We start from the raw sequence: 13,664 nt of genomic DNA, 5'->3' as shown, positions 1-13,664 counted from the left end.
CCCGGAGATCCGGGCAGGGGCTTCGGCACGGGTGCCGAGCTCAGACGGCCGTGGGCCGCTCCATCTTGGTGCTGCTGACCTGGTGGAGCTGGGGGTCGCGCACGGCCTCGTAGGTGGCGCGGATCGCGGCCGAGGAGCGCTCGTACGTGCGCTGCGCGACGCGGACGAACAGGTAGTCGACCACGGTGAGCTGCGCGATGCGGCTCGACATGGCGCCCACGCGGAACTTGGTCTCGCGCGCGGTGGTGGCCAGGACGACGTCGGACACCATGCCGATGGCGGCGTCCGGGAAGTTCGTGATGGCCGCGGTGAGGGCGCCGCGCTTGCGCGCGATCTCCAGGGCCTGGTTGGTCTCGCGCGTCTGGCCCGAGTGCGACACGCCGATGGCGACGTGGCCCGGCTCGAGCAGCGCCGACGAGGCGAGCTGCTGGTGCGGGTCGGGCGAGCTGAACACGAAGACGCCGATGCGCTGCAGCTTCATCGCCAGGTCGGACGCCGCGAGGTTCGAGGAGCCCACGCCGTACACGTCGACGCGCTTGGCCTCCGAGATCGCGGTGGCCACCCGCTCGATCGCGTCCGTGTCGATCATGCGGGCCGTCTCCTCGATGGTCCGCGCCTCGTGGAACGCGATCTTGGAGACGACGGCCTCGATGTCGTCGGTCTGGTTGATCTCGCCCTCGGCGATGCCGGAGCGCTCCATCTCGACCTCGCGGCGGCTGGTCGCCTGCGCCAGGTCGATGCGGAACTCGGGGTAGCCGGCGTAGCCGACGGCGCGACAGAACCGGACCACGGTCGCCTGCGACGTGTCCGCGTGCCCGGCGAGCTCGGTGATGGTCGACGCCACGACCGTGTTCGGGTCGTCGAGGACCGTCTGCGCGACTCTGGCCTCCGCGGGTCGCAGCGTCGGCAGTGCGCGCCGGAGTCGGACGAGAACGTCACCTGTCATCGCATCTCCCGGGTTCGGGTGGTAGGCCTAGGGCTCGGAACATACACCCGTACCGGGGATTCGGGCACAACGGGGTGTGAAGGAACGAATCGGCCGCCCGCCGGTCACTGGAAGTCGTCACCCGGGAGCTCGGTGGCGGACAGCTCGGCGGTGAGGATCTCGTTGGCGTTCGTGTCCTCGGCGGCCTCACCGCTGGTGTGGTGGCCGTCGACACGGACGGTCAGCCACGGGCGGAAACCGGCCACCGACTGCGGCGTGTCGCGCAGCTTGCGCGCCAGGTGCAGCGCGCCGTCGAGCGGCGTGCCGCCGCTCGGCACGAGCGAGACCTCGGGCCGGTCCTCCGAGAGGTGCTTGGTGAGCGACACCGTCAGCGGCGACTCCTCCTGCACCAGGCGGCCGGTCGTGGAGGCCAGCGGCGGGATGCCGCGGCCGAGCGCGCTGGACAGCGTGTCGGCGAGGTGCCGGCCCGCCTCCTCCAGGATGCGGATGGAGACGGCGTCGCCCTCGGCCGCCGCGATGATGACCTCGGGGGCCATCGAGGCGAGCTGCCGGGCGCGCTGGGTGTTCTTGTAGAACTGGTTGGGCCAGCTCTCGATGAGGCCGAACTTGGCGACGGCGGCGTCCAGCAGGCGCTTGGAGCCGCCGCGGCTCGCACCGTCGTGGTAGCGGCCGGCGGCCCGCAGGGCCTCGCCGCCCACCCAGACACCGGCGCCGAGGTCGCCCAGCAGGTGGCCCCAGCCGTCGGCGCGGCGCCAGCGGCTCGCGCCGTCGTAGCCGAAGGCCACGGCGCCCGTACCCACGGAGAGGACGGCGCCCGCGCGGCCGCGCAGCGCGCCGAGGTGGGCGGTCAGGGCGTCGCCCGCGACGGCGGTGCGGTTGGTGCGCAGCTCGCGGGCGAGGATGTCGTGCACCTCGACCGGCTTCTCGACGAGCGAGGTCAGGCCCGTGATGCCGACCGCCGCGGACGCGACGGGCGCGGTGCTGCCGTCGCTCATGCCGTGCACACCCATGCGGGCGGCCCACGCGTTGAACGACTGGCACAGGGAGGCGACGACCGCGGGGGCGTCGCTGCCCCGGTGGTTCACCTTGACGGCGCGGCCGTTCAGGCTGATGCGCTCGGGGTTCACGGAGTTGCCGAATTCAGCGACCAGGCGCGAGCCGCTGCCGCCCACGTCGAGAGCGACGACCCAGGCGTCGACCGCCGCTTCATCTATACCCAGTGCGAGTTCGGACACCCGGTCATTCTGACACGAAACCAGGGCAAGGTTGTCTAAAGAGAGGAGGAAATTATGGTCTGTTCTGCGGCGCCATTGTGCCAAAAGTCGGATGTGCCCGACGCCGGGACCTCACCTGCCGTACCTCAGGCGGGATCCGGCGTCGGACACCGCAGGCACCGTCGCCTACTGTGAACACGTGCGAGGAGAGTACAAGGTTCCATCCGGGAAGCTGGTTCGTGTCGAGACCGGTCTGGCCGCGGGGCGGCTGGCCGGCACCAGGGTGAGCGGGGACTTCTTCCTCGAGCCCGACGAGGCGCTCGAGGCCATGGGGGAGGCGCTGGACGGCCTGCCCGCCGACGCCTCCAAGGCGCAGCTCACCGAGGCGGTGCGCGGAGCCCTGGACGGGGCCACCGCCGTGGGGTTCGACGCCGACGCCGTGGCCGTGGCCACCCGGCGCGCGCTGGGCCACGCGACCGCCTGGGAGGACCACGAGTTCCAGGTGATCCGCACCCCCGCGGTCTCGCCCCTGCTCAACGTGGCGCTCGACCAGGTGCTCACCGAGGAGCTCGGCGCGGGCCGCCGCGGACCCACCCTGCGGTTCTGGGAGTGGGACGAGTCCGCGGTGATCATCGGATCGTTCCAGTCGCTGCGCAACGAGGTCGACACCGAGGGGGCCGCGCGGCACGGGGCCCGCGTGATCCGGCGGATCTCCGGGGGTGGCGCCATGTTCATGGAGCCCGGCAACACCATCTCCTACTCGCTGTACGTGCCCGGCTCCCTGGTGGACGGGCTCAGCTTCGAACGCTCCTACGCGTTCCTCGACGACTGGGTGGTCGGGGCGCTGCACGGGCTCGGGATCGACGCCACCTACGTGCCGCTCAACGACATCGCCTCGCCCGCCGGCAAGATCGCCGGCGCCGCTCAGAAGCGGCTCGCCGGGGGCGCCGTGCTGCACCACGCGACCATGGCCTACGACATGGACGCCGACAAGATGACCGACGTGCTGCGCATCGGCCGCGAGAAGCTCAGCGACAAGGGCACGCGCAGCGCCAACAAGCGCGTGGACCCCCTGCGCTCGCAGACCGGGCTGAGCCGGGCCGAGGTGATCGACGCGCTCGACGCGTCGTTCCGCGCCCGGTACCGCACCGTGCCCGGCGAGATCACGCAGCGCGAGTGGGACCTGGCCGCGGGGCTCGTCGAGAGCAAGTTCGGCACCCCGGAATGGACCGCGCGCGTGCCCTAGGGCCGGCCCTGGCGCGCCGTGTCATGATGGGCAATCACGGTTTGGTAACACCCCTAGCAGATGCATCTTTGCGTCAGTAATCTCCACGCAATGCCGCGTATTGGGAAGTTCATTTCTCAGAAATATCACCTGGCTACTCTCGCGGCACCGAGCGAAAGGAAGCCGAACGATGAATCGAGCGATGCGGCGGTCCGTGGCCGCGGCCACGGGAGCTGTGCTCCTGGCCGCCACGACGGCAGCGTGCGGCGGCGGTAGCGGCGGCGACTCCGGCGAGGGCGACGGCGCCCTCAGCGTCTGGATCATGCAGGGCACCAACCCCGACGCCGACGACTTCTTCGACGAGGTCGCCGCCGCGTTCGAGGAGGAGACGGGCGCGACCCTGGACGTCGAGTTCGTCGAGTGGGGCGACGCCCACGACCGGTTCGTGACCTCGATCGCGGGCGGGACGACGCCGGACGTGGCCGAGACGGGCACCACGTGGACCCCGGAGTTCGCGGACGCCGGCGCGCTGGCCCCGCTCGACGAGCACGTGTCCGGCGCCGGGGTCACCGACGACCTCGTCGAGGGCCTGGTCGAGGCGGGCACCTACGACGAGCAGCTCTACGGCATGCCCTGGTACGCCGGCGTGCGCTCGCTGGTCTACAACACGGAGATGTTCGAGCAGGCCGGCGTCGAGCCGCCCACCACGTGGGACGAGCTCGAGGAGGCCGCGGCGGCGCTCAAGGAGGAGTTCCCGGACAAGATCGCCGTGGCCGTGCCGGGCGACGCCGAGTTCACCGTGTACCCGTGGGTGTGGGGTGCGGGCGGCGAGGTCGCCACGCTCGAGGGCGACACCTGGACCTCGCACCTCGACAGCCCGGAGGCCCAGGAGGGCATCGGGTTCTGGACGGGCCTGGCCACCGAGGGCGGCTACTCGTCCGAGGGTGCGACGACGTGGCGCGAGACCGACGTGCTCGACGCGTTCGCCGCGGGCGACGTCGGCATGGCCGTCATGGGGTCGTGGACCCCGGGCGCGATCGTCGAGGCCAACGCCGACATGGAGGGCAAGTTCGCCGCGGTGCCGATCCCGGGCCAGGACGGCGGCATCGCGCCGTCGGTGCTGGGCGGCTCCCACCTGAGCATGTTCGAGACCGCGGAGGACAAGGACCTGGCCTGGACGTTCATCGAGATGATGACGACCGGTGAGTTCGCCCAGAAGTGGGCCGAGCAGTCCGGGTACTTCCCGGGCCAGGTGTCGCTCCTGGACGAGACGCTCGCCAGCACCGACCCGCTGGTGGCGCCGTTCGCCGAGCAGTTCGTGGACGGCGGCGCCTCCGTGCCCGCGGCGCCCACCTACGGCGCGGTGCAGGCCAAGCTCACGACGAGCACCATGATGCAGTCGATCCTCTCCGGGGAGCAGGACGTCGCCACGGCGTCGGCCGCGGCGGCAGAGGAGATGACGAGCGTGCTGAACGGCGCTGGATGACCGCGCAGGCACCACCCACGCCGCGGTCGTCCGGTCAGGCCCCCGCGGGGGCCGGCCGGGCGGCCGGCGGCTGGTCGGGCGGCTGGTCGGGCAGGGCCAGGGCCGCCGCCGCGCGGCCCTGGCTGCTGCTGGCCCCCGCTCTGCTCGTCCTCGCGGTGCTGCTGCTGTGGCCGCTCGTGCGGGTGTTCCTCTTCTCGCTGCAGGACTACGGCCTGCGCGAGATCACCACCGGCGAGCCGAACTGGATCGGCCTGCGCAACTACACCGAGATCCTCACGGCGCCCGAGCTGTGGACCGTGGTGCTGCCCAACACCGTCGGGTTCGCGGTGCTGTCGGTGGCGGGCACGGTCGTGTTCGGCACGGCCGTCGCGGTGCTGCTCGCCTCCCTCGGCCCGTTCTGGCGCACGGTCACCTCCAGCGCCATCATGGCGGCCTGGGCCATGCCCGCCGTCACCGGCACCTACGTGTGGGTGTGGATCTTCGACGCCGACCGCGGCGTCTTCAACGACACCCTGATGAACCTGGGCCTGCTGGACGACCCGACCAACTGGTTCACCGGCCGCTGGACGTTCTACGCCATCGTGCTGCTCAACGTGATCCACCACGGCTTCCCGTTCGTGGCGGTCACGGTGCTCGCCGGCCTGCTCGGCGTGCCCAAGGAGATGCTGGAGGCGGCCGAGATGGACGGCGCCGGCGCGTTCCGGCGGTTCTTCTCGATCGTCGTGCCGCAGCTGCGCCAGGTCTTCGCCGTCGTGATCATCCTGTCGACCATCTGGGACTTCAAGGTGTTCGCGCAGGTGTACCTCATGCCCGGCGGCGCGGGATCGAATCGATCGGTGCTGAACCTCGGGGTGTGGTCGTACGTCGAGTCGTTCGGGCAGAACCGGTACGGGTTCGGCTCCGCGATCGCCGTGCTCCTCACGCTGCTGCTGCTCGCGATCACCGCCGTCTACGTCCGCACCGTGCTCGCGGAGGAGGAACGATGAGCGCACGACGCTCCCCGGCGCGGCAGGCCGGCAAGGGCGTGCTGGTCGCCCTCCTGCTCGTGTTCACGCTGTTCCCCGTCTACTGGATGCTGAACAGCTCCCTGGACGCCCAGGCCGGGCACACCAGCAGCTTCTGGCCCGCCGAGCCCACGCTCGAGCACTACACGTTCGTGCTGAGCGAGGGCGGGTTCGGCGGCTACCTGCGCAACTCCCTGGTCGTGGCGCTCGCCACCGTGCTGGTCTCCGCGCTGCTCGCGCTGCTGGCCTCCGTCGCGGTGGCGCGGTTCCGGTTCCGCATGCGCACCCAGATCCTCATGCTCGTGCTCGTGGTGCAGATGGTGCCGCTGGAGGCGCTGGTCATCCCGCTGTTCGTGCAGGTGCGCGACCTGCAGCTCCTCGGCACGCTGCTCGGCCTCGTCGTCGTGTACGTGGCGCTCGCCCTGCCGTTCGGGATCTGGATGCTGCGCGGGTTCGTCGCCGCGGTGCCGGTCGAGCTCGAGGAGGCCGCCTACCTCGACGGGGCCACCTGGGGCCGCATGTTCCGCTCGGTGCTGCTGCCGCTCGTCGCACCCGGCCTGGTCGCCACCAGCATCTTCAGCTTCATCACGGCATGGAACGAGTTCATCTTCGCCATGACGATGCTCGGCGGAACCACCGAGAACTACACCGTGGCCATCGGCCTGCGCTCGTTCTTCGGCGTCCACGCCAACGACTGGGGCGCCATCATGGCCGCCTCGACGATCATCACCGTGCCCGTGATGATCTTCTTCATCCTGGTGCAGCGCCGCCTCGCCTCGGGCCTGACGTCCGGCGCGGTGAAGGCGTGAGCCGCACGTGAGCGACGAACGCACCGTCCGCGCGGTCAACGGCGTGCTCCTGCCGGGCTTCGAGGCCTCCGGCACCGACGTCCCGGCCTGGCTGGCCGACGCCGCCCGCGCCGGCCTGGCCGGCGTCGTCTGCTTCGCGCGCAACACGCCCGACGTCGAGACCGCCGCTCTCCTCTCCGCCGCGCTGCACGCCGTCTCACCGGACCTCCTGGTCGCGGTCGACGAGGAGGGCGGCGACGTATCGCGCCTCGAGGCGGCCGACGGGTCGTCCCTGCCCGGCGCCGCCGCGCTCGGCGCGCACCCCGGCGGGCCCGCCGTCTCCCTCGACGCCGGCCGGGCCCTGGGCCGCCTGCTCGCCGCCACGGGCATCGACCTCGTGCTCAGCCCCGTGCTCGACGTCGTCTCCGAACCCGACAACCCCGTGGTCGGCGTCCGCGCCTTCGGCACCACGCCCGACGTCGTCGCCCGGCACGGCATCGCGTTCGCCCGGGGCGTGCGCAGCGCCGGGGTCGGCGTCTGCGGCAAGCACTTCCCGGGACACGGGGCCACCACCGTGGACTCCCACGTCGGGCTGCCGGTCGTGGACGCACCGCTCGACGTGGTCCGCACCCGCGACCTCGCCCCCTTCGCGCAGGCCCTGCGCCCCGAGGAGGGCCCACGCGACCAGTCCCGGCTCGACGCCGTCATGACCGCCCACGTGCTCTACCCCGCGATCGGACCCGCGCCCGCCTCCGTCGAGCCCGCCGCCACCCGCCTGCTGCGCGAGCTCGGCCACGACGGCCCGATCATCACCGACGCCCTCGACATGGGCGCCCTGCGCCGACTCACCGGCACCGTCGGCGAGGCCGCCGTCCGCGCCGTCGAGGCCGGGGCCGACCTGCTCTGCCTCGGCCTCGACCCCGCCCTCTACACCGAGGCGTACGACGCCCTCGCGGCGGCCGTGGCCGCCGGGCGCGTGAGCGTCGACCGGCTCGAGGAGTCCGCCGCCCGCACCCGCACCCTCGTGGCCGACATCCGCGACCGCCGCGCCGCCGCCGGCGCGCGCACCGGCCCCGACGCCGCCCAGGAGGCGCTCGCGGAGCTCGCCGACCTCGGCGGACGGATCGCGGACGCCGTCGTGCACGTGCGTGGCGCTGCGCCCCTCGTGCCGCTACCGCCCGACGCCGTACCCGACGTCGCCGACCTGCGCACCCGGCTGGACCACGCCGCCGGCCGCACCGCCCGGCACGTCCAGACGGCGCTCGCGGCCGCCTGGCCCGGCGCTCGGGTGTACCCGGACGACGTGCCTGGTCAGGACGCCTCCGGGCCGGTCCCGGCCGAGCTCGGCCTCGATGAAACCGGACTTGCCGTGCTTATTGCCCGATTCACCCGGTACGGTGTATCGGCGGATCTCGACAAGAGCAGTCCCGAACGTGGTGCAGAATTTCCTGGACGGTTGTCCAAGAGTGCACCGCGTCGCGAACCGCTCGTCGTGATCACCCGTGAGCCCGTCCCGGGTTCGGCCGAACGGGCCCGGCTGGAACAGCTCTGGGCCGTGCGGCCGGACCTTGTCGTGGTGCACACGGGCCTCCCGGGGCCGGTCGGCGACTGGTTCGGGGCGCTGCGTGACGGTGGCCCCGCGGTCGTGGTGGCGTGCGGGACGGGGCGGGCGAACGCGTCCGCGGCCGTCGCGCGCCTGCGGGGCGACCGGCCACCGGGGCGATGAACGACGGACAGCAGTGCAGAGCACAGGACCAGCGAAGGAAAGGGGCACGCCGATGATCGCGGAGGCGGGATTCGAACGGCACGCACAGTCGGCGCCACGCCCGGTCTCACCCACCGAGGAGCGCAACCCGCGTACCCGTGACATCGACGTGGTCTCCACGGCGGACATGGTGCGCATGATCACCGACGAGGACGCCGCGGTCATCGCGGCGGTCCGCGCGGCGCACCCGCGCATCGTCGAGGCGGTCGACCTGGCCGTGGAGGGCATCCGCGCCGGCGGGCGCGTGCACTACGTCGGGTCGGGCACGTCGGGCCGCATGGGCCTGCTCGACGCCGCCGAGCTGCTGCCCACCTACGGCGTGGGCGAGGAGATGTTCGTTCCGCACCTGGCCGGCGGGCTGGGCGCCTTCAAGAAGGCGGTCGAGGGCGCGGAGGACGACGCCGACGCCGGCGCCGCGCTGGTGTCCGACGTGGGGCCGGCCGACATGGTCTTCGGCATCGCCGCCAGCGGCAACACGCCCTACGTCGGGGGAGCCCTCGACATGGGCCGCTCCCGCGGCGCCCGGACCGTGCTGCTGGCCTCCAACCCGTTCGCGCTGCTCGCGCCCAAGGCCGACGTGCCGATCCTGGTGAACACCGGACCCGAGGCCATCACGGGCTCCACCCGGATGAAGGCGGGCACGGCCCAGAAGATGGTGCTGAACACCTTCTCGACCGCGGTGATGGTGCGCCTGGGCAAGACCTACTCGAACCTCATGGTCGAGGTGCTCGCCACCAACGCCAAGCTGCGCCGCCGCCTGGTGCGGCTGCTCACGCAGGCGACCGACCTGGAGCCCGACGTCTGCGAGAACGCCCTGGCCGCGACCGACGGCGACCTGCGGGCCGCCCTGGTCATGCTGGTGGCGGGCGTGGACCGGTCCACGGCGTTCGCGGCCCTGGCGGCCACCCCGGGCACGTCGGTCCGGGACGCCTTGTCCCGCCTGGGCGTGCCCCCGGCCTCGCCGAGGTAGCGCCGCGCCCCCGCTGGCTACCTCGCGGGCTGGGTGGGGCGCGGGCCGAAGACCGCCGTGCCGACGCGGACCACCGTGGCGCCCTCCGCGACGGCCAGGTGCAGGTCGCCGGTCATGCCCATGGACAGGGCCGTCGCGCCCGCCGTGCCCGGCGCACCGGACGCGACGACCTCGTCCCGGACGGCACGCAGGCGGGCGAAGCCGGCGCGCACGGTCTGCTCGGACGTGTCGTCCAGGCGCGCGCCGATGGTCATGAACCCGGTGAGCCGCAGGCCCGGCAGGGCGGCGACGGCGGTGGCCAGCGCGCCGGCGTCCGCCGGGACGACGCCGGACTTGCTCGCCTCGCCCGTGACGTTGACCTGCACCATCACGTCCAGCGCGCGGTCGCCGGTGCGGTCGTCGCGCACGCACCGGTCGGAGATGGCGCGCGCGAGGTCGAGCGAGTCGAGCGTCTCCAGGCCCGTGGCCGTGGCCAGCACCTGGTTGATCTTGTTGCGCTGCAGGTGACCGATCATGTGCACCTCCAGCGAGCCGTCCGCGACCCGGTCGGCCACCGCCGGGGCCTTCGCCACCAGCTCCTGCACGCGGTTCTCGCCGATCAGGTCGACACCCGCCGCCAGCGCCTCGAGCACGGCCTCGGCGGGTTGCGTCTTCGTCGCGACGAGCAGGCGCACCTCGCCCGGGTCCCGCCCGGCGGCGTCGGCGGCCGCGGCGATGCGGGCCCGCACGGCGGCGAGGCGCTCGGCGACGGAGGATCCTGAGGGGAGCGAGGGCTGCGGCTGGTCGGGCACGGGGCGAGTCTATTTCGGGCCGCCCGCAGCGCCGCGACCGGCCCGGCGCCACGGGTGGCGGGCGCGCGCCCGGGGGTTCAGGGTCGGGTCAGGGGGTTCCCGGTACCGAGAGCCCCCCGGACTGCGAAAGGATGGGTCCATGAAGACGCTGCTGAACATCATCTGGGTCATCTTCGCGGGCTTCGGGCTGTGGGTCGGCTACATGCTCGCGGGGATCATCTGCTGCCTGCTCATCGTCACCATCCCGTTCGGCATCGCGTCCTTCCGCATCGCGGGGTACGCCCTGTGGCCGTTCGGGCGCGAGGTGGTCGAGAGCCCGCGCTCCGGCGCGCTCGCCCTGATCGGCAACGTGATCTGGGTGATCGTGGCCGGCTGGTGGCTGGCGCTCGGGCACGTGATCACCGCGATTCCGCTGGTCATCTCGATCATCGGCATCCCGATGGCGTGGGCCAACCTCAAGCTCATCCCGGTCTCGCTCATGCCGCTCGGCAAGCAGATCGTCTCCAGCGACGCGCTGCTGCCCACCTACCGCAAGCAGGTCGCCGCGGCCTGACCCCGGGCCTCGACGGCGCCGGCCCGCGGATCAGTCGCGGGCGATCGGCGCCGTCGTCCCGCCCGTCAGGGCGAGCAGGTCGGCCGGCGCGAGGCCGACGTCGAGCCCGCGCCGTCCGCCCGAGACGTACACGACGTCGTACGCCTGGGCCGACTCGTCGAGCACCGTCGTGTGCCGCGTCTTCTGACCCAGCGGCGAGATGCCGCCCACCACGTACCCCGTCGCGCGCTCGGCGGCCGCGGGCTCGGCCATCGCCGCCTTCTTGCCGCCCGCCGCGCGGGCCAGGGCCTTGAGGTCCAGCTTGCGGTCCACGGGCACGATGCCCACCACGAGCTTCCCGTCGACGTCGGCCAGCAGCGTCTTGAACACCTGGGCCGGGTCGGCGCCGATCGCCTGGGCGGCCTCCATGCCGTAGCTCAGGTCGCTCGCCGGGTCGTGCTCGTAGGGGTGCAGCGTGTGCGGCAGCCCGGACTTCTCCAGCGCCACGACGGCGGGCGTCCCGTGGCTGGCGCGGGCGGACTTCGAGTTCTTGGCCACGACGCGATTGTGCCGTGCCGGTGGCGCCGGGGCGCACCGGTCTCGCGGTGCGGATCTCGTTCCCCGGGGTGAATCCCGAGGAGCCCGGTCGGAAACTACGCGGTTAGCGTGGGGGCGTGCTCCTCCTCCTTCTCGTCCTGGCCATCCTGTTCGGCGGCGCTCTCCAGCGGGTGGCAGGGATGGGGTTCGGCCTCGTGGCCGGTCCGTTCATCGTGCTGCTGCTCGGGGCACGGGAGGGGGTCCTGTTCGTCAACGCCGTGGGCGCGGTGATGGCGCTGGTCGTGCTCTGGCGCATGCTCTCCGGCGTCGACTGGCGGCGGTACGCGTGGCTGGTCGCGGCGTCGGTCAGCACGAGCGTGCCCGCCGCGTTCCTCATGCGCGACGCGAGCCCGGCCACCCTGGAGATCGTGGTGGGCCTGGTGGTCGTGGTCGCGATGACGCTGGCCCTGGTCACCAACCGGCTGCGCGGTGCGCGCCGCCCGTTCCCGGAGCACGCCCGGTGGCCGCTGCTCGTGACCGGCGTGGCCAGCGGGTTCGGCAGCGTGGCCGCGGGCATCGGCGGACCGCCGCTGGCCGTGTACTCCGTGCTCGACCGGTGGGACCCGCGCGCGTTCGCCGCCACGGCGCAGCCGTTCTTCATGACCAACGCGGTGGCCGCGGTGGTCGCGAAGGTGACCGTGGCCGACGTCGTCCTGCCGCCCCTGGCCTGGTGGGCCTGGCTGGTCGTGGGTGCCGCGCTGTTCGGCGGCGTCTGGGTGGGCGAGCTGCTGGCCGGCCGGGTCTCGGCGAGCGCCACCCGGCGGGTACTGGTGGCGCTCGCCTACGTGGGCGGCCTGGCGACCCTGACCCGCGGCCTGGTGACCCTGCTGACCTGACAGCGGAAAGCCCCGGCGGACCCCGCGGGCCGGCGCCGACTGCAGAGTTCCTCCCGCCGCGCGCCGACTGCAGAGTTCCTTCCGGGGTGTGCGGGCTCCGCGGGGAGGAACTCTGCAGTCAGCGGGGCTGGGGTGAGGAAGTCTGCAGTCGGCGGGTCAGGCTAGGGCAGGGGGGTCAGGTGCATCGCCGGTTCGCCCGTCGGGGTCAGGCGGGCCGTGCCGAGGTCGCCGACGGTGCAGCTCCCGCTGCGCGGGGCCCCCGAGTTCCACACCTGGCGCAGGCAGTTGCGCATGGCGAGCTGACCCCAGTAGCTGGGGTGCAGCGACTCCTGGACGTAGTAGGGCGAGTCGCCGATGGTGCTGACCGTGCGGATCTGGTTGACCCACTCGGTGCGGTCCACGGCGCCGGGCGTGCGCCAGTCGGCCAGGCCGACCTCCTCGTAGAGGCCGACGCCCTGCTCGCACAGCCGCTTGCCGTCGAACGCGTGCGTCATGTCGAGCGTGCGCACGTTGGGCAGCCCGACGTCGGAGGCGGCGCCGAGCAGAGCCCCGTTGATGGTGGGCAGCACCGTGGCGTTGGCCCAGTCGGCGTCCCGGTTCCAGAGCCCGCACCCGCCCGTGGACTGGCGCGTGTACCCGGACTCGGAGTAGCGGAACCCGGAACCGTTCGGCACGGGCGACGGGTAGGTCTGCACCACGAGGGTCCACTGGTCGGCGCGGTACCCGGCGTTGCTCATGGCGGTGGCGACGTTGCCGAGCGCCTGGGCCACCCGGGCGCGGACGGCGGCGACGTTGGCGGGGGTGAAGGCCGCGGCCACGGAGCTGTCGTCGTGGCAGTAGTTCTTCCACCACGACGGCGAGGTGAGGAAGTTGACCACGCACGTCTGGACCACGCTCGCGAACCCGAAGTCGTTGCCGCCGATCGAGACCACCACCATGCGCACGTTCCGCGTGGCGGCCGCCTCCTGGAGCATGAGCGCCTGCCCCTTGCCGGCCGAGCCGCTCCAGAAGTCGATGCCGGGCTTGAAGTTCGAGCCGGCCGAGGTGGCGGTCTTCGCGCCGCTGCACGCGAGGTTGAGCCCGTTGACGCCGCCGCCGATGTAGGCCTCGGCGGACGACGCCCGGTGGCAGCGGGGGATGAGCTCGCCCGTGCCGCCCGGGTTGTCGTGGTAGGCGCTCGCGCCGAGGGCGTCGGCGCGGCGGTAGTCACGGTTGGAGGCCCCGGCCCAGCGGCCGGCCTCGCCGGAGATGTAGGAGTCGCCGAGCGTGACGACCCAGGGCGCGCCGACACCAGGTCCGTCGGCGGCGAGCGGGGGAGCGAGGGCCGGCGCCGGTGTCGCGGTGGCGACGAGGGCGGCGGTGGTGAGGAGACCGAGGGTGAGGTGGGCGAGCGTGCGCAGGTGCGTCGTCATTGGCACTCCTGTGTCCAGGCAGCGCTCGTGGCGCTGCTGACCGGAACTCAATTAAAAGGAGTTTACGCCAAGCCCGAAGAAAGGTAAACGAGCGGCAA

The 13,664-nt window shown here is 72.7% G+C and carries 13 protein-coding genes; 8 read left to right on the top strand and 5 right to left on the bottom strand.

From position 1 onward, the window contains the following. Window positions 1–40: 40 nt before the first annotated feature. A complete protein-coding gene (locus APR03_RS23665; protein WP_253839734.1) occupies window positions 41–946 on the bottom strand; it encodes a MurR/RpiR family transcriptional regulator in 906 nt (301 codons plus the stop codon). A gap of 104 nt (window positions 947–1,050) precedes the next feature. Beyond that, entirely contained in the window at window positions 1,051–2,181 is a 1,131-nt protein-coding gene (locus APR03_RS23660; protein WP_253839733.1) for an N-acetylglucosamine kinase, read from the bottom strand. 178 nt (window positions 2,182–2,359) lie between these two features. Between APR03_RS23660 and lplAB the strand changes: the two genes are divergently transcribed. The 6 genes from lplAB to murQ all read left to right on the top strand — a co-directional run bounded on the left by lplAB (window position 2,360) and on the right by murQ (window position 9,398). Beyond that, window positions 2,360–3,406 carry a lipoate-protein ligase LplAB gene (lplAB, locus tag APR03_RS23655; protein ID WP_253839732.1) on the top strand — a complete coding sequence of 349 codons (1,047 nt, stop codon included), beginning with the start codon at window positions 2,360–2,362 and terminating at the stop codon, window positions 3,404–3,406. A 169-nt stretch (window positions 3,407–3,575) separates the two neighbouring features. Beyond that, window positions 3,576–4,871, top strand: coding sequence for a sugar ABC transporter substrate-binding protein (locus APR03_RS23650; protein ID WP_372494986.1), 1,296 nt, complete (start codon window positions 3,576–3,578; stop codon window positions 4,869–4,871). Then, complete coding sequence (locus APR03_RS23645; protein WP_253839731.1) at window positions 4,868–5,857, top strand: carbohydrate ABC transporter permease; 990 nt, start codon at window positions 4,868–4,870, stop codon at window positions 5,855–5,857. The genes APR03_RS23650 and APR03_RS23645 overlap by 4 nt, the downstream gene beginning before the upstream one ends. Next, entirely contained in the window at window positions 5,854–6,684 is an 831-nt protein-coding gene (locus tag APR03_RS23640) for a carbohydrate ABC transporter permease (protein WP_253839730.1), read from the top strand. The genes APR03_RS23645 and APR03_RS23640 overlap by 4 nt, the downstream gene beginning before the upstream one ends. 7 nt (window positions 6,685–6,691) lie before the next feature. Further along, window positions 6,692–8,389 carry a glycoside hydrolase family 3 N-terminal domain-containing protein gene (locus APR03_RS23635; protein WP_253839728.1) on the top strand — a complete coding sequence of 566 codons (1,698 nt, stop codon included), beginning with the start codon at window positions 6,692–6,694 and terminating at the stop codon, window positions 8,387–8,389. A gap of 52 nt (window positions 8,390–8,441) precedes the next feature. Then, window positions 8,442–9,398, top strand: a complete 957-nt coding sequence (murQ, locus tag APR03_RS23630; protein ID WP_253839726.1) for an N-acetylmuramic acid 6-phosphate etherase — start codon at window positions 8,442–8,444, stop codon at window positions 9,396–9,398. Between the two features lie 17 nt (window positions 9,399–9,415). Here murQ and APR03_RS23625 read toward each other — a convergent pair whose 3' ends face one another. Then, window positions 9,416–10,189, bottom strand: a complete 774-nt coding sequence (locus APR03_RS23625) for a YggS family pyridoxal phosphate-dependent enzyme (protein WP_253839724.1) — start codon at window positions 10,187–10,189, stop codon at window positions 9,416–9,418. A 139-nt stretch (window positions 10,190–10,328) separates the two neighbouring features. Between APR03_RS23625 and APR03_RS23620 the strand changes: the two genes are divergently transcribed. Beyond that, window positions 10,329–10,742 carry a YccF domain-containing protein gene (locus APR03_RS23620; RefSeq protein WP_253839722.1) on the top strand — a complete coding sequence of 138 codons (414 nt, stop codon included), beginning with the start codon at window positions 10,329–10,331 and terminating at the stop codon, window positions 10,740–10,742. Window positions 10,743–10,772: 30 nt separating this feature from the next. Here APR03_RS23620 and ybaK read toward each other — a convergent pair whose 3' ends face one another. Then, window positions 10,773–11,279, bottom strand: coding sequence for a Cys-tRNA(Pro) deacylase (gene ybaK / locus APR03_RS23615; protein WP_253839719.1), 507 nt, complete (start codon window positions 11,277–11,279; stop codon window positions 10,773–10,775). Window positions 11,280–11,395: 116 nt separating this feature from the next. Between ybaK and APR03_RS23610 the strand changes: the two genes are divergently transcribed. After that, a complete protein-coding gene (locus tag APR03_RS23610; RefSeq protein WP_229785632.1) occupies window positions 11,396–12,154 on the top strand; it encodes a sulfite exporter TauE/SafE family protein in 759 nt (252 codons plus the stop codon). Window positions 12,155–12,315: 161 nt separating this feature from the next. Here the strand turns inward: APR03_RS23610 and APR03_RS23605 are convergent, their stop codons facing one another. Further along, window positions 12,316–13,566, bottom strand: a complete 1,251-nt coding sequence (locus tag APR03_RS23605; protein ID WP_253839717.1) for an SGNH/GDSL hydrolase family protein — start codon at window positions 13,564–13,566, stop codon at window positions 12,316–12,318. Between the last annotated feature and the right edge of the window lie 98 nt (window positions 13,567–13,664).

Origin of the sequence: Promicromonospora thailandica (assembly GCF_024171955.1) — a bacterium.
Lineage (GTDB): Bacteria > Actinomycetota > Actinomycetes > Actinomycetales > Cellulomonadaceae > Promicromonospora > Promicromonospora thailandica.
The sequence above is the reverse complement of the archived record's forward strand: the minus strand, read 5'-3'. Positions and strand labels throughout refer to the sequence as shown.

What these genes read in the sequence shown, in the direction of transcription:
- APR03_RS23665 (WP_253839734.1), bottom strand. Translation starts at nt 946, where the DNA reads ATGACAGGTGACGTTCTCGTCCGACTCCGGCGCGCACTGCCGACGCTG.
- APR03_RS23650 (WP_372494986.1), top strand. Translation starts at nt 3,576, where the DNA reads ATGAATCGAGCGATGCGGCGGTCCGTGGCCGCGGCCACGGGAGCTGTG.
- APR03_RS23645 (WP_253839731.1), top strand. Translation starts at nt 4,868, where the DNA reads ATGACCGCGCAGGCACCACCCACGCCGCGGTCGTCCGGTCAGGCCCCC.
- APR03_RS23640 (WP_253839730.1), top strand. Translation starts at nt 5,854, where the DNA reads ATGAGCGCACGACGCTCCCCGGCGCGGCAGGCCGGCAAGGGCGTGCTG.
- murQ (WP_253839726.1), top strand. Translation starts at nt 8,442, where the DNA reads ATGATCGCGGAGGCGGGATTCGAACGGCACGCACAGTCGGCGCCACGC.
- APR03_RS23620 (WP_253839722.1), top strand. Translation starts at nt 10,329, where the DNA reads ATGAAGACGCTGCTGAACATCATCTGGGTCATCTTCGCGGGCTTCGGG.
- APR03_RS23605 (WP_253839717.1), bottom strand. Translation starts at nt 13,566, where the DNA reads ATGACGACGCACCTGCGCACGCTCGCCCACCTCACCCTCGGTCTCCTC.